Consider the following 15,596-nt stretch of genomic DNA (forward strand, 5'->3'; position numbering starts at 1 on the left):
CCTTATTTTTGTGTGTCTAATCTAGAGCAATTTAAGAAATGTCAAGTATAATTGATCGCATTCTACGTAAAAAGTCTGTAAGAAACGAGGCGGCGTTGGCTCTGTCCGATAGATTGTCATTTGGCAACAGTCAGATAGATCATTTTCTTATGGAAATGATGTTAGGCCAAGAGGCTGTACCGGAATATCGACTATTTCAGAAAAAGTTGTTGCTACTGGAGCCGGGAACCTGCCATGCAATGAAAGTCGAGCTAGACCTGTTGAACCAATATTTCGAAATTGTCAAGAGATTGATGCCCGCGGGTTTCTCCCTGAAATGGGAAAATCGTTTTCAGCCGGAAAATGATGTGACGGTACCAGCACTTCTACTTTTTCCGATGATACAAAATGCAGTTGCAAACGGATATAATAGCATGTCTTCACATCCAATCCGAATCCGGCTCTCGGGATCGTCCAAAATCATGTTATTTGAAGTGAGCCACCGCATGAATCATTATCTGGATGGCCAATTTAAGCATACTTTAATAGCGGATTTTCAGGGCCGATTGGAATATCTTTTCCCGGAACGGCATAGTTTGCTATTGAATAGCAATAGCAATACCTGTCGTGCGACACTCAGTATTCACTTCTAGAGAATACCAAAATGTTTTAAGGCATTCCATATACCATTATTATCTACATCGTCGGTGATATAATTGGCGATTTCTTTTACCTCGGGATTCGCATTTCCCATGGCAATACCAATCTGTGTATGGGCGAGCATGGTAATATCATTGCCGCCATCACCGAATGACATGGTTTCTGAAAGTTCGATGCCATAATGTTCTAAAAAAACATCGATACCTACTTTTTTGCTCTGGCCCATCGGGTTAATATCGGCAAAAATAGGCGTCCACCGGGACGCGATGGAATTGGGCATAATGTTTTCCATAAAGGCAGCTTCTTCTTCCGGATTGATAAAAACATTGATCTGCATGACCGATTCTAGATCGAAGTTATCTTCGTAATCACGTATAGGAGGCGTTTTTACATTCACCTGTTGATACATTTTTAATACCTCGGGTGTGACCTGATTTAAGGAGATTTCTTTTTCGGACATAAACGAAAAAGTAAGCTCGGGATGCTGTTTTGCATAATCAAGTAATGAGCGAATGTCCTTTTCGACGATGTTATTTTTATAAATAACCTGTTCGTCTTTGGTAACACAATAGCCACCATTAAATGTTATAAAACCGTCAAAATCAAGATAGCGGATATGTCCCAATTGATTGAAGGAACGGCCGGTTGAAACGAAGACTTTTATATTTTTTTCTTTTAGTAATCGAAATGCTTGTTGTGTGGAGTCGGGGACCTGATGCGTTTTGAAACTTAATAGTGTTCCGTCTATATCAAAAAAAATCGCTTTAATCATAGAAATTGGAGTCAGATTCAAATATAACAAATAACTGGGATAGTGTGGTTAGTACAATATTAAATAGCTGCTATTATTTTTCGCAAAAATCTGACATAATCTTCTCTAAGAATTTCGTAAATTTCAAGTTCAAATAAATGTAAATATGTTTACATTTAATCTATTGTATTAAAGGGGTTTAGAGATTTATGTATATTATTTTCGATACGGAGACGACGGGTTTGCCTAAGCGTTGGGACGCGCCAATTACAGATACGGATAATTGGCCACGTTGTATACAGCTGGCCTGGCAGATTCATGATGAGATGGGAAATTTGGTCGAACATCAGGATTTTTTGATCAAGCCTGATGGATTTGATATACCTTATGATTCTGAAAAAATACATGGCATATCCACTGCATTGGCGGAGGAGCAGGGTGTACCCTTACAAGTTGCTTTGGAGAAATTTAATACTGCATTAAACCGGGCAAAGTTTGTGGTCGGACAGAACATTGGTTTCGACCTCAATATTATGGGCTGTGAATTTTATCGTTATGGTGTGGAGTCTAAAATGGCCAGCATGCCAGTTTTGGATACCTGTACCGAGGTGACGGCAGAACTATTGAAAATTCCCGGCGGTCGTGGTGGTCGATATAAGTTGCCCAATCTGACTGAATTGCACTCCTACTTATTTGGGGTTCCATTTGCGGAGGCCCATAATGCGACTGCCGACGTTGAGGCGACAACACGCTGTTTTCTGGAGTTGGTCAGAAGAGAAGTCTTTACAGCGGAGGAACTACAGGTTGACACTGGCTATTTCGTTGATTTCAAAACGAATAATCCGGGTCCCGTCCCTACTGCCGGACTTAAACATATTAATCTAAAGGCGGCTTCTGAAGAGATCAGAAAACGGGCTGAACCGGATGACGTTCGAGTTGTCGTAGATGCAAATACGTTATCAGCGTTTAAGGAAGCAAAATTTGCCCACTTACATAACCATTCGCAATTTTCTATTCTACAGTCAACAATGTCATATGACAGGTTGGTCTCGGCAGCAGTAAAAGACAATATGCCCGCTGTTGCGCTTACCGATCATGGTAATATGATGGGGGCATTTGAATTCGTTTCGAGGGTTATAGGGCATAATAAGGAAGTGGAGGCGCAAAATGCTGAAGCTATGGCCAATGGACAGGAGCCTACAGGTCAAATTCTAAAGCCTATTGTGGGCTGTGAATTCTTTGTTTGTGTGGATCATAAAGATAAGACCAGAAAAGATAATGGGTACCAGGTTGTTTTTCTGGCTAAAAATAAACGGGGTTATCATAATTTAGCCAAGCTGGCTTCTTTTGCATATACAGCAGGTTTCTATTACGTCCCTCGTATAGATAAAAACCTTATTCTACAGTATAAGGAAGATGTGATTGTGCTTTCAGGAAATCTTCAGGGTGAGATACCTAGCAAGGTGCTGAATATCGGTGAAAATCAGGCGGAGGAAGCTTTGCAATGGTGGAAAGAGCATTTTGGACAAGATTTCTATCTGGAGTTAATGCGGCATGGACAGGAAGATGAGGACCGGGTAAATCAAACTTTATTGAAGTTTGCCCGGAAATACGATGTTAAAGTTGTTGCCACCAATAACACCTATTATGAGAAAAAAGGGGATGCCCATGCGCATGATATCCTTTTATGTGTAAAGGATGGTGAGAAGCTTTCGACGCCTAAAGGTAGGGGAAGGGGCTTTCGGTTCGGATTGCCGAATCAGGAGTATTATTTTAAATCTTCTGATGAAATGAAGGCGCTGTTCCAAGATTTACCCGAAGCGATTATTAATATACAGGAGATCGTGGATAAGGTAGAGATCTTCAAATTGAACCGGGACGTTTTGTTACCTAAATTTGATATACCAGAGGAATTTCAGGTTGCCGAGGACAATGAAGATGGCGGAAAAAGAGGGGAAAATAAATATCTTGCCCACTTGTGTTATGTTGGTGCTGAGAAACGTTACGAAGAGATAACGCCTGATATTCGTGAAAGGCTGGACTTTGAATTGGCAACGATAGAAAAAACGGGATATCCTGGATATTTTTTGATTGTACAGGATTTTATTGCTGCTGCACGTGATATGGGGGTCTCGGTCGGGCCTGGGCGGGGATCTGCAGCAGGATCTGCTGTTGCGTATTGCCTTGGTATTACGAATATTGATCCCATCAAATACGATTTGCTATTTGAGCGTTTTCTAAACCCCGATCGTGTCTCCATGCCCGATATTGATATTGACTTTGATGATGAAGGGCGTGGTCGGGTCATGCAGTATGTAATCGATAAATATGGTGCCAGTCAGGTGGCTCAGATCATTACTTATGGTACAATGGCTGCCAAGTCTTCCATTAAAGATACAGCCCGAGTGCTGGATCTGCCTTTGGGAGATGCCAATGAAATTGCCAAGTTGATCCCCAACCTGAAGCTGTCCAAAATCTTTACATTGGATGATGCGGGCTTAAAGGAGAAGTTGCGAGCAGAAGAGATAGAGGCTGTCAATCGTCTAAAGTCAATCGCTGATGGTGCTGGTCTCGAGGCCGAAACGATTCGTCAGGCGCGCGTATTGGAAGGTTCTGTCCGCAATACAGGGATTCATGCCTGTGGTGTGATAATCACCCCGGATGATATTACCAATTTCGTCCCGGTGTCTTTGGCAAAGGATTCCGATCTGTATGTGACGCAGTTTGATAACCACGTTGTTGAAAGTGCCGGTCTATTGAAAATGGACTTTTTAGGATTGAAAACCCTGACGCTTATCAAGGATACTGTTGAGAATGTTAAGTTAAGTCATGGTATAATTTTAGATCCCGATAAATTTCCAATAGACGATGTTCTGACCTACGAGCTCTTCCAGCGCGGTGAGACTATCGGTGTATTCCAGTATGAATCTCCTGGGATGCAAAAATATATGCGGGACCTAAAGCCAACTGTATTCGCCGATTTAATTGCGATGAACGCCTTATACCGTCCCGGACCAATAGAGTATATTCCAAGTTTCATCAAACGTAAACATGGGATTGATCCTATTGTCTATGACTTGGACGCCTGTGAGGAATATTTAAAGGAAACGTATGGGATTACAGTATATCAAGAGCAGGTAATGCTTTTATCGCAAAAACTGGCGGGTTTTTCCAAAGGTGATGCCGATGTTTTGCGTAAAGCAATGGGTAAGAAGCAGAAAGCCGTGCTTGATAAAATGAAGCCTAAGTTTATAGCGCAGGCAGAAGAGCGAGGTCATAATGCTAAAGTGCTGGAGAAAATCTGGACTGACTGGGAGGCTTTTGCCAGTTATGCATTCAATAAATCGCACTCCACCTGTTATGCATGGGTGGCTTATCAGACGGCTTATTTAAAAGCACATTTTCCGGCCGAATATATGGCTGCGGTACTTTCCAATAATATGAATGACATTAAGCAAGTGACATTCTTTATGGAGGAATGTAAACGCATGGGCTTGGAGGTACTGGGGCCAGATGTAAATGAATCTTACTACAAATTTACGGTCAATGAACGCGGAGCGATCCGCTTCGGTATTGGTGCCGTCAAGGGAGTCGGTGCTGGTGCGGTGGATGCTATTGTTCAAACAAGGCAATCGGGATTGTATAAATCTGTTTTTGATATGGCGAAGCGGATAGACTTACGCGCTGTCAATAAAAAAGCTTTTGAAAGTTTAGCCTATGCCGGAGGGTTTGATAGTTTTGAAAATACGCATCGCGCGCAGTATTTCCATTCCGAGGATAATTCTACGGGGATGGAGAAGGCGATCCGATTTGGACAGCGCTATAAAGAGAATGAAAACTCTGCTCAGGCCAGTTTATTTGGTGCCGGTGAAGCTGCTGAACTGCCAGAGCCTGTCCTGGCACCTTGTGCGCAGTGGGGACTGATCGAGAAGCTTAAATACGAAAAAGATGTTATCGGTATATACCTGACAAGTCATCCTTTGGATACCTATCGATTTGAGATCGAGCATTTTTGCCATAATCCGGTGTCTGATCTGTCCCTGATTAATAAAGTAAAGGCTGCTGAGGTAGATGAAGAAACATTGCTTGAATTTAACCGTATCAAAAACAAAGAACTGGTCATTGGAGGAATTATAGCGTCGGCCAGTCATCGCCTGACTAAAAATGGAAAACCATTTGCGTCTTTTATTATCGAAGATTACAGCGATTCTTACGACATGGCTGTATTTGGTGAAGAATATGTGAAGTTGAAAGGTTATTTACAGGAGGGGTATTTTGTTCAATTACGTGGATTGGTTCAGGAACGTTTTAGACAGGTCGGAAATTGGGGCTTTGAGTTGAGAAGCGTACAATTGCTTTCCGAGCTCCGTGAGAAGATGGCAAAGAGTTTTACAATTAATATCCCTTTGCCCAAGCTGAATGAGGAATTTCTGGATGGGATTAAAGATATATTGGCGCAGAATGAAATTGAAGGGGTAGTGCCAAATTGTCAATTGAAATTTAAAATCTGGGACCCTCAGGATGAAATATCTGTCGAAATGCCAGCTAAAAGTCTGAAAATAAACCTTACAAATGAGTTTTTGGATTGTATAGATAAGTTTGAGGGTATTAATTATCGATTGAACTAATTTGGATTAGATTTTGTGTAATTAAGATTACAAATACATTGACAGTTGTTACTATCTTTGTTTATTGATTTTAGCAATTAAGTAGTATCATAAATATAACTTCGGTTTATAAAATTAAAAGATTATGGCATTAGAAATTACAGATAGCAACTTTGAAGAAGTTGTTTTGAAAGCGGACAAACCCGTATTAATTGATTTTTGGGCAGAATGGTGTGGTCCTTGTCGTATGGTTGGTCCTGTTGTTGAAGAATTAGCTAAAGATTACGAAGGTAAGGCTGTGGTAGGGAAAGTAAACGTAGATGAAAATCCAGAGATTTCAGTTCGTTACGGAATCCGTAATATCCCCGCGTTATTGTTCTTCAAAAATGGAGAAATTGTTGATAAACAAATCGGAGCAGTTCCAAAGTCAGTTTTGAATGAGAAATTAGAGAAACAATTGGCTTAATTAATTGTTTTTTTTATAAAAGACCTGGAATATTCTTATTTCAGGTCTTTTTTTTGTTTTTATTCTTGTTTTTTGTCATTTATTGCTGTTGTTTACTTTGTATTTTATGTTGATTTAAGTTTGTTTAAGGTATTTTGGTGTTTTTGTGTTGATTTTTTTGGTTTATTTTATGTTTTTTATACTTTTTATAAAAATTTATCGATTTTATTTTGATAATCGGATATTTTTTACTTATTTTGGGTATGAAAACGAAATAAAATCATTGTTTTTTGAATTTTATATGTTTTATTTATGATTTTCTGTTAATAATTTGATATATAATAAGATTTTTCCCTTTCAAATACCCTAGATTATGCCTCGCGTTGTTCTCAGCAGCGCGAGTTTTTTATTTTTGGAGGTAAGATAAGATATAAAAAAAGCGGCTATCCATTTGGATAGCCGCTTTTGTATATCGTGCTAAATAATTTTAATTACTCAGCGATTACTTCGAAAGGAACTTGAACTTTAACTTCTTTGTGTAAGTTTAAGTTAGCGATGTATTCACCTAATTCTTTAGGCTCAACCTCGAATGTAATACGACGACGATCTACGTCAAAACCTTTTGCTTTCAATGCATCAGCAATTTGGATGCTATTTACTTTACCGAAGATTTTACCAGACTCACCTGCTTTAGCGCCGATTGAAAGTTTTACAGCTTCCAATTTACCAGCTAATTCGGTAGCATCTTTTTTGATTTTCTCTTGTTTGAACTGAGCTTGTTTGATGTTCTCAGCTAAAACTTTTTTTGCAGACTCAGTCGCTTGGATAGCAAATCCTTGAGGGATTAAGTAGTTACGACCGAAACCTGGTTTTACATTAACGATATCGTTTTGCTCACCTAAGCCTTTGATATCTTGTTTTAAAATTACTTCCATTTTCTATCGTCCTCCTTATTTAATTGCATCAGCTAAGTAAGGTAACAAACCGATGTGACGAGCACGTTTAACAGCTTGAGCTACTTTACGTTGAAATTTCAAAGATGTACCAGTTAAACGACGAGGTAAGATTTTACCTTGGTCATTTACAAATTTCATTAAGAAGTTAGCATCTTTATAATCGATATATTTGATACCATTCTTTTTGAAACGACAGTATTTTTTACGGTTGTCCTCTACTTTAGGAGCAGTTACGTATTGGATATTTTCGTTAGCCATTAGTTTGCGCCCTCCTCAGTTTTAGTTTCAGCTTTTTTGTTGAATGCACCGCTACGTTTTTTCTCGTTGTAAGCTCTAGCATGTTTGTCTAAGCTTACAGTCAAGAAACGCATAATGCGCTCATCACGTTTGTATTCAACCTCTAATTTGTTAATTAATTCACCTGGAGCCTTGAATTCAGTTAAGTGATAAAATCCAGTAGTTTTTTTCTGGATTGGATACGCTAATTTTTTCAAACCCCAATTGTCTTCAGCGACAATCTCGGCTCCGCCTTCTGCTAAGATGTTTTTGAATTTTGCGATTACTTCTTTCGCAGCATCTTCAGAAAGCAACGGGGTAAGAACGATTACAGATTCGTACTGTTGCATTTGTTAATTAATTTTGTTATTTAAATTTCCACATTTGTGGAAGTGCAAAGGTAGGTATTATATTATTATATTGCAATGCCTTAAAATAAAAAAGTTTAGACCCAAACGAGATCTAAACTTTTTTATAGCAGATATATTGATCGTCTAGTTCAATTTGTGCATTTCTTCAGCTATAGCTAACTGTGTTTTTTCACTGATGCCGACCAATGGAAGACGTAAAATATCGTTACCGATACCTAATTTTTTAAGAATGTATTTGACACCGGCAGGATTTCCTTCCACAAAACAAAGGTCAGTTATCTGAAGTAGATCGTTATGTATTGCCCGCGCTTCGGTATACTTGCCTTCGGTACATAATTTTGCCAATGTAGCAACGCGTTGCGGATAGGCATTTCCAACTACAGAAATAATACCTGCAGCACCGAGTGCCATCATGGGTAGGGTCACTGGATCATCACCGGAGATCAATAGAAAATCAGCTGGCTTATCACGTAAGATTTCGCTGAACTGGGCAAAATTGCCGGAGGCCTCTTTGATGGCTACGATATTCGCGAAATCATTGGCCAGACGTAATGTTGTTTGTGCGGTCATGTTGCTGCCAGTACGACCCGGTACATTATACAGTATAATAGGTAAAGGGGATACTTGTGCAATCGCTTTATAATGTTGATAAATTCCTTCCTGTGTCGGTTTGTTATAATAAGGCGATACGGATAAAATGGCACAGAAACCCGTTGGGTCGAAAGCTTTGATCTGTTCTACAATCTCAGCGGTATTATTGCCACCGATGCCAGCGACCAAAGGGAGTCTACCGTTCACGCGCTTGACAGTGAAATCCCAGATACGCTTTCGTTCTTCTTTAGTCAATGTGGCAACTTCTCCAGTTGTACCCAAAGAAACCAAATAATCCATACCCTCGTTAATTTGCAAGTCAATAAGTTGGCCTAATGCCTCGAAATCAACAGATTCATCTGAGTTAAAAGGAGTGACCAATGCTACTCCTGCGCCGTGAAGCTCGTTCATCTTGTTTTTGTATTTATATAAATTTAATTAAAAAATCCTATTTGGAATGAATAAGGTCTAATAGATCTTTTTCATTAATCATGGGGATGCCCAGTTTCTCTGCCTTAGCTAGTTTAGAAGGCCCCATTTTATCGCCTGCAACCAAGTAGTTCAGTTTTGCAGAAATGGAAGAGAGCATCTTTCCACCGTTGCTCTCGATTAGTTCTGCAAGCTGCTCTCTGGAATAATCTGCAAATACTCCTGAAATCAAAAACGTTTTTCCGCTGAGATTTTCGCTGGCCAGAATAATCTCTCTTTCCTCAATTTCCAGATTTAAACCATAATTCCTGAGACTAATGATCTGTTGTTGGTGAATGGGATTGTCCAGGTATTCTTTAACACTCACAGCAATACGGTGTCCGATATCCGGTACGGCCTCGATTTCTTCTGTCGACGCCTGGGCAAGAGCGTCAATATTCTTAAAATGCTGTGCCAGTTTTTTAGCGATTGTTTCGCCGACATGACGTATCCCCAGAGAGAATAACACTTTCTCAAAAGGTTTTTCTTTTGATTTTTCAATGCCGGCAAGCATGTTATCGATAGACTTCTGGCCAAAACGTTCCAATTGCTGTAAGTCTTCCTGATGGTTCTTTAGACCATAGATATCAACTATAGTATGTAGTAGTCCTTTTTTGAAAAAGGTTTCCACGGTTTCATCGCCCATCCCCTCGATGTCCATCATTTTACGGCCAATAAAATGTTGCATTTTTCCGACGATCTGTGGCGGACATCCGGTTTCATTAGGGCAATAGTGAACGGCTTCGCCTTCCTGTCTAATTAATGCTGTGCCACATTCCGGACAACTTTCCGGGTAGACAAAAGCTGTCGTATCTGCTAATCTTTTTTCAAGATTTACAGCAATGATTTTTGGAATGATCTCGCCGCCTTTTTCTACATAGACGGTATCACCTTGATGTAAATCCAATCGCGCAATTTCATTGGCATTATGCAGTGAGGCACGTTTGACCGTGGTGCCCGCCAATAGTACAGGTTGAAGGTTTGCTACAGGAGTGACCGCACCTGTACGGCCCACTTGGTAGCTAATGCTATTGAGTGTTGTTTCAACACGTTCAGCTTTGAATTTATAAGATATTGCCCACCGAGGGTTCTTGGCTGTGAAACCCAGATCTTCCTGCTGTGCATAATCATTTACTTTGATCACGATACCATCGATTTCATATCCGAGCTTATGTCTTTCGGTATCCCAATAGCCGATGAATTCGAAGACATCTGCCAGTGAACTGCATTTTCGTGTATGTTCGCAGACAGGGAATCCCCAGCTTTTCACATGCTCCAAACTATTCCAGTGATCGTGAAATAAATTAGTCCTATTATCACAGTACAAAAAGTAAAGAAAACAGTCCAATGGCCTTTTTGCAACTTCTGCTGAATCTTGAAGTTTTATTGTTCCCGAAGCAAAATTACGCGGATTAGCATAAGTCTGCTCCTCGTTCTCTTCCCGTTCTTTATTCAGGCGAAGAAAAGCGGATTTGTGCATAAATATCTCCCCCCGAATTTCAAACTGCTCGGGGTAGTCGCCGGCTTTGAGCCTGATGGGAATGGAGCGAATGGTTTTGACATTGCTTGTCACTACATCACCTTGAGTTCCATCACCACGGGTGACGGCTTTGCTCAACAGGCCGTTTTCATACGTGAGGCTAATGGAAAGACCATCAAATTTTAATTCACAGACATACTCAAACTGATCGCCAATAATCTTGCGGATGCGCTGATCAAAATCAAAGAGCTCTTCCTGGCTGTACGTATTGCCCAGTGAAAGCATGGGCCAACGATGTTTTTCGGTTTTAAATTTAGAGGTGATGTCTCCTCCAACACGTTGGGTCGGTGAGTTTGGGTCAGCATATTCTGGATATTGACGTTCCAGTGCTTCGAGCTCCTTTAATTTGAGATCAAAGTCGTAATCTGAAATAAGACTATTCGCCAATACATAGTATTGGTAGTTGTAATGATTAAGTTCTGCCGTTAAGTCTTTTATCTTTTTTTCAATATCCATTGCCAACATGTTGCAAAATTACAAATAAAAAGTACGTTTAAATAAAATAAATAAAGAATCTTGTTGTAAAGACTGTCTTATTTTTAAAATGCGTTTTTGTGCATTTTGCGAATCAAGACTTCAAATGCCTTATTTGAAATCTTTCGGATTCAATTGGGAAAATTTATGTTTATTATTCGTGTAAAAATCAATAACAATAGCCTTGCTATACTGTCCTGCCTGATTTTCTGTCGCCGTGTATTTCTTTCGTTTTCTAGCATTTTTAAAAATATTTAGGAAGAAATACTGATGCGCGCGGCTGACCGCCCAGGCATCTTTTGGTTTGCGATCTATTAGAAATTTCAGCAATGCAGCCAGATCAAACCAAAAACGTAATGAAATTATCCAAATTGCTTTACCCAAAGGTAAGTTCTTTTGCAACATGACCAGATTATTCCTGAAATTCAGGTAGGTCTTCTTCGGGTTGCTCGTGTTTAACGTGCCACCGCCTACATGATAAACCACAGATGTAGGACAGTAGCCTATAGCATAGCCCATCTTTTTCAATCGCCAGCATAAATCAATTTCCTCCATATGAGCAAAAAAATCTTCATCTAGGCCATTGGCCTCTCTCCAGGCTTTTTGTCGGATAAAAAGCGCCGCTCCTGACGCCCAAAAAATTTCGGATTCTTGATTGTACTGCCCCTGGTCTTCCTCGACCTCATGCAAAATCCTTCCTCTGCAAAAAGGGAAACCGAAATAGTCCAGATAGCCTCCGGCAGCGCCGGCATGCTCAAATTGCCCTTTGTTATGGTAGGATAAGATTTTGGGTTGTGCAGCTGCAATGCCGGGATTTCTTTCCATATAAGCAATCACAGGCTCTATCCAGTTTTGGCTAACTTCTACATCTGAATTTAACAGGACATAATAATCCGCATCTACGCGTTCCAGCACTTTATTATAACCACCTGCAAAACCATAATTCTTGTCGTTTTCAAGGATGGTAATGGTAGGATAGTACTGCTTGACAAACAGGATAGAATCGTCATCCGATGCATTGTCACCGATGACGAACTCGATATTTGGATAAGAACTGTTGTAGACGGAAGGTAAGAATTTCTCTAAGAAGAAACGACCATTCCAATTCAGGATGACAACAGCTACTTTTGGTAATTTACTCATTTTCTACGTTTCCTTTTCCAGCGATTATGTGACCAAAGCCAATATTCGGGATTTTCACGAATCATTTGCTCCGCAAAACGATTGTGCAAATCGGTTATTTCATGTTCAGCAAATTCGGAAGGGTCTTCCACTAGGGTGGAAAACTTACAGAAGTATTGTCCTCTTTTTGCTTTCCGTCCGATATAACAAAATACAACAGGGGCTTTACTTATTCTTGAAAGCCGCTCAGCTCCGGTATAAACCAATGTTTCCTGATTCAACCAATTGATAAAATAGTCCGAATCCGAATATAATGGGGTCTGATCCGCGACCAGCATGCTGACACTGGGCTGCCCTCTTAATTTTACAATATGCCTGAGAATTTGTTTCATTGGAATCATTTCCGCTCCAAAGCGACCACGCATAGTATTGTATACCGTATCAATATCCTTGTTGTTTAATGGCTTGTATACAATTAACGTTGGGAAATCAGTGATCAAGCTCAAACGGTGTATCCCGAGTTCCCAGTTGGCATAATGTGAGGTTACTCCAATCACATTTTTTCCTGCAGCAAGGTGGCGTGTGAGTTCCTCTTCATTGTCCAGCGTCATTTTCCGTTTGACTTCTTGGGCCGAAATCGTTTTTAGCTTAATGGATTCCACCAGTAAATCCGGAAAAAAGCGGTAGAATTTTTTTGCGATTACCAGTCTTTCAGCCTCCGTTTTTTCGGGAAAAGCATTCTCTAAATTTTGAAATACAATATTCTTTCTATATCCTATAATATAATAAAGGATATAATAAAGCCCATCGGAAATCAAATATAGAAACCAATAGGGGAGAAGAGAGATGATATAGATTAATGCGTTTAACGCTTTTTGTCTCATGCTATAGCTAAAATTCCCAGTTGTATTTTACAAATATCCTTAATTTAAGTTATTTTTGCGTCACTTATAACAAAAATCATCAGTTTTTATGGAATCGCAGTTATTACTTCCAGCATGTTATCTTCCGCCGATCTCTTATTTTCATACCATTCAGGAGAATAATCTTCCTCTTGTTATTGAAAAATATGAACATTTTCAGAAACAGAGCTATCGTACACGGGCACGAATTGCCTCTGCCAATGGGGTACAGGACTTAATTGTTCCTATCCAACATGGAAACAAGGACCGCGTACCGATGAAAGATATCCGGATAAGTTATGAATTTGACTGGCAACGTTTGCATTGGCTAAGTATTCAGACAGCCTATAGAAGTTCTGCGTATTTTGAATTTTATGAAGATGATTTTAGTCGTTTTTATCAGGAAAAGTTCGATTATCTGTTAGATTTCAACGTCGCACAGCTGGAGCTGATACTAAAATCAATTAAGCTAAAAAGAACAGTTTCTTTTACCGAAGAATATGTGGCCAATAATTCGGATGCGATAGACTACCGGGAAATCATACACCCGAAAAAAGAGAGTATATTGATAGCCCCAAAAGAATATTATCAGGTGTTCTCGGACAAAAATGGGTTTTATCCGGATCTAAGTATTATCGATCTGCTGTTTAATCAGGGACCACAGTCCAAAAGCTATCTCTAAATTATTTTAGTTACCTTGAACATTCTGCGTTTAATATTGTTTTTATATTCAATATTAAACGCTTTTAAATGAAAAGACTTTTTCTTGTTTCCATTCTCCTTCCATTTTTTAGTATTGCTAGCTATGCCCAAGGGGGTGTGGATACGATACATTATCGGAAAGTTTATTATTGGGGAACAACCGGAATGGGATTTCCCATAGGCAAAACCAAAGATATCCTTTCTCCAAAATTTTCAGGCAGTATTGGGCTGGATATTTCGCTTAAAAACTCCATGTTTTTTGTGTCGCCCACCTTGTATACCCTGTCATTCAAATATAAACAGCGCTTACCTGACCCTGATTTTGCTTACCGTATTGAGGATGCTAATACAAACTTTTATACGCTGGCTTTTTCGGGCGGGGTACGAAAGCAGATGCGACGTTTGAATGTTTATGGTTTTATAGGGCCTGGAATAGGGCTGACCAGTGAGCCTCGTGCGAATGTGATGGCCGATCAGAAACTGGTCAAGATGGAAAGTATAAATCGTTTTAACCTGTCCAGTAAACTAGGAGCCGGAGCGGATTATAAATTCAACGGATTTTTCCTTGGGCTTGAGCTAGGTTATCTGCATAATTTCAGTAAGATACAGGATACTCCGGTCAATATTTTTACAATAATGGTCGGTCTGAAATCAGATATCACGCAAATTGGTGATAAAGTCATCGATGTGATCGGGATAGATGGATCGATTAGCGGGAAAAAAGAAAAAAAATAATCTGATTATTTTAATACCCGGATGGTATCCCCGATATGAGCTTCTGCGTCGGAACCCATTTTCTTAACTTTTTCAGTTTGTTCAACAGCAACGGCAAAAGCAGATGGAACAATACCTGCACCAAATTTGATGGCATAGAACTTAGTGAACTCTGCCCCAAAATAAAGTATTGCGGCGGAGTAGTAAATCCACAATAACATAATAATGATAGATCCTGCTGCACCATAAAAACTGGCGGTCGAAGAGAGGTTGAGGTAAAGTGAAATACCGTACCTGCCTAACATAAACAGTAGACCGGTGAAGATCGCTCCACCGAGCATATCACGGAACTTTACTTTAGCATCGGGTAGAAACGAAAAGATAAATCCGAAAAGAATAACAATGACAGAAAACGTGATCCCCGTATTCACCCAGGAAATCAATGCAATTGGAATAATGGGGAAATAAGTCATAACCAGATTGGTCACCGCGACGATAACGCCATTGATCATCAATGATGCAATTAACAGGAAGCCTAAAGCGATAACGATGGAGAACGAAATCAGTCGATTGATAATCAATTTGAGCCAACCCTTCTTGGGTTTGGGTTTTACTTTCCAGATATTATTTATGGAATCCTGAATATCAACAAACAACGTGGTGGAGGAAACAACCAGGGTAATAATACCCACTGTAATGCCTATATTGGATTTGTTCTCAAAAGTAATTTTTTGGAGATAAGATTGAATCTGCATGGTCACATCTTGGCCAAAAAGAACCATCACTTCATCCAGTACTTCATCTTGCGCAGAAGAACCGCTTTGGAGATGTTCACCATAAAAGAAACCGATGCACCAGATGACAATCATCAGCAACGGACCGATCGAGAAGATTGTATAATAGGCTAATGAAGCACTTTTTTTCATGCATTTGTCATCATTAAACCCGTTAAAGGCGTCCACCATGACCTGCCCAATATTTCTCCAGTATTCGAATGTAAATAAATCCCTTAGTGTAACGTGCTTCATAATCAGATTA

General features: G+C 39.7%; 14 protein-coding genes. 5 read left to right on the forward strand and 9 right to left on the reverse strand.

The genetic code is table 11. The annotated features are described in order from the left end of the window. Window positions 1-38 precede the first annotated feature (38 nt). On the forward strand, window positions 39-632 hold the full coding sequence (locus tag ACK8HY_RS16940) for a hypothetical protein (RefSeq protein ID WP_077437458.1): 594 nt from the start codon (window positions 39-41) through the stop codon (window positions 630-632). Here ACK8HY_RS16940 and ACK8HY_RS16945 read toward each other — a convergent pair. Further along, window positions 629-1,411 (reverse strand): Cof-type HAD-IIB family hydrolase, encoded by a 783-nt coding sequence (locus ACK8HY_RS16945; protein ID WP_416134288.1) that lies wholly within the window; start codon window positions 1,409-1,411, stop codon window positions 629-631. The genes ACK8HY_RS16940 and ACK8HY_RS16945 overlap by 4 nt on opposite strands. A 188-nt stretch (window positions 1,412-1,599) precedes the next feature. On the opposite strand from ACK8HY_RS16945, the gene dnaE reads away from it, so the two are divergent. Both dnaE and trxA read left to right on the forward strand, forming a co-directional pair. Beyond that, window positions 1,600-6,018, forward strand: coding sequence for a DNA polymerase III subunit alpha (gene dnaE / locus ACK8HY_RS16950; protein WP_416134289.1), 4,419 nt, complete (start codon window positions 1,600-1,602; stop codon window positions 6,016-6,018). Window positions 6,019-6,142: 124 nt separating this feature from the next. Next, complete coding sequence (gene trxA / locus ACK8HY_RS16955; RefSeq protein ID WP_046671752.1) at window positions 6,143-6,463, forward strand: thioredoxin; 321 nt, start codon at window positions 6,143-6,145, stop codon at window positions 6,461-6,463. A 470-nt stretch (window positions 6,464-6,933) separates the two neighbouring features. Here trxA and rplI read toward each other — a convergent pair whose 3' ends face one another. The 7 genes from rplI to ACK8HY_RS16990 all read right to left on the reverse strand — a co-directional run bounded on the left by rplI (window position 6,934) and on the right by ACK8HY_RS16990 (window position 13,124). After that, window positions 6,934-7,377, reverse strand: coding sequence for a 50S ribosomal protein L9 (gene rplI, locus ACK8HY_RS16960; RefSeq protein WP_077437455.1), 444 nt, complete (start codon window positions 7,375-7,377; stop codon window positions 6,934-6,936). Window positions 7,378-7,392: 15 nt separating this feature from the next. Further along, window positions 7,393-7,656, reverse strand: coding sequence for a 30S ribosomal protein S18 (rpsR, locus tag ACK8HY_RS16965; protein ID WP_028071347.1), 264 nt, complete (start codon window positions 7,654-7,656; stop codon window positions 7,393-7,395). Beyond that, complete coding sequence (rpsF, locus tag ACK8HY_RS16970) at window positions 7,656-8,024, reverse strand: 30S ribosomal protein S6 (RefSeq protein WP_077437454.1); 369 nt, start codon at window positions 8,022-8,024, stop codon at window positions 7,656-7,658. The genes rpsR and rpsF overlap by 1 nt, the downstream gene beginning before the upstream one ends. 144 nt (window positions 8,025-8,168) lie before the next feature. Then, entirely contained in the window at window positions 8,169-9,047 is an 879-nt protein-coding gene (dapA, locus tag ACK8HY_RS16975) for a 4-hydroxy-tetrahydrodipicolinate synthase (protein WP_077437453.1), read from the reverse strand. 37 nt (window positions 9,048-9,084) lie between these two features. Then, a complete protein-coding gene (gene ligA, locus ACK8HY_RS16980) occupies window positions 9,085-11,109 on the reverse strand; it encodes an NAD-dependent DNA ligase LigA (RefSeq protein WP_416134290.1) in 2,025 nt (674 codons plus the stop codon). A gap of 120 nt (window positions 11,110-11,229) precedes the next feature. Then, the gene (locus ACK8HY_RS16985) at window positions 11,230-12,261 is read right to left on the reverse strand and encodes a glycosyltransferase family 2 protein (protein ID WP_416134291.1); all 1,032 of its coding nucleotides are present in this window, start codon (window positions 12,259-12,261) and stop codon (window positions 11,230-11,232) included. Beyond that, complete coding sequence (locus tag ACK8HY_RS16990) at window positions 12,258-13,124, reverse strand: lysophospholipid acyltransferase family protein (RefSeq protein ID WP_416134292.1); 867 nt, start codon at window positions 13,122-13,124, stop codon at window positions 12,258-12,260. The genes ACK8HY_RS16985 and ACK8HY_RS16990 overlap by 4 nt, the downstream gene beginning before the upstream one ends. Before the next feature lie 88 nt (window positions 13,125-13,212). Between ACK8HY_RS16990 and ACK8HY_RS16995 the strand changes: the two genes are divergently transcribed. Both ACK8HY_RS16995 and ACK8HY_RS17000 read left to right on the forward strand, forming a co-directional pair. Further along, window positions 13,213-13,824 carry a WbqC family protein gene (locus ACK8HY_RS16995; protein WP_416134293.1) on the forward strand — a complete coding sequence of 204 codons (612 nt, stop codon included), beginning with the start codon at window positions 13,213-13,215 and terminating at the stop codon, window positions 13,822-13,824. A gap of 68 nt (window positions 13,825-13,892) precedes the next feature. Then, on the forward strand, window positions 13,893-14,579 hold the full coding sequence (locus ACK8HY_RS17000; protein ID WP_416134294.1) for an outer membrane beta-barrel protein: 687 nt from the start codon (window positions 13,893-13,895) through the stop codon (window positions 14,577-14,579). Window positions 14,580-14,584: 5 nt separating this feature from the next. Here ACK8HY_RS17000 and ACK8HY_RS17005 read toward each other — a convergent pair whose 3' ends face one another. Continuing rightward, window positions 14,585-15,586 (reverse strand): YihY/virulence factor BrkB family protein, encoded by a 1,002-nt coding sequence (locus tag ACK8HY_RS17005; protein ID WP_416134295.1) that lies wholly within the window; start codon window positions 15,584-15,586, stop codon window positions 14,585-14,587. Between the last annotated feature and the right edge of the window lie 10 nt (window positions 15,587-15,596).

Source organism: Sphingobacterium sp. NGMCC 1.201703, from assembly GCF_047784615.1.
In the GTDB taxonomy this organism is placed as follows: Bacteria; Bacteroidota; Bacteroidia; order Sphingobacteriales; family Sphingobacteriaceae; genus Sphingobacterium.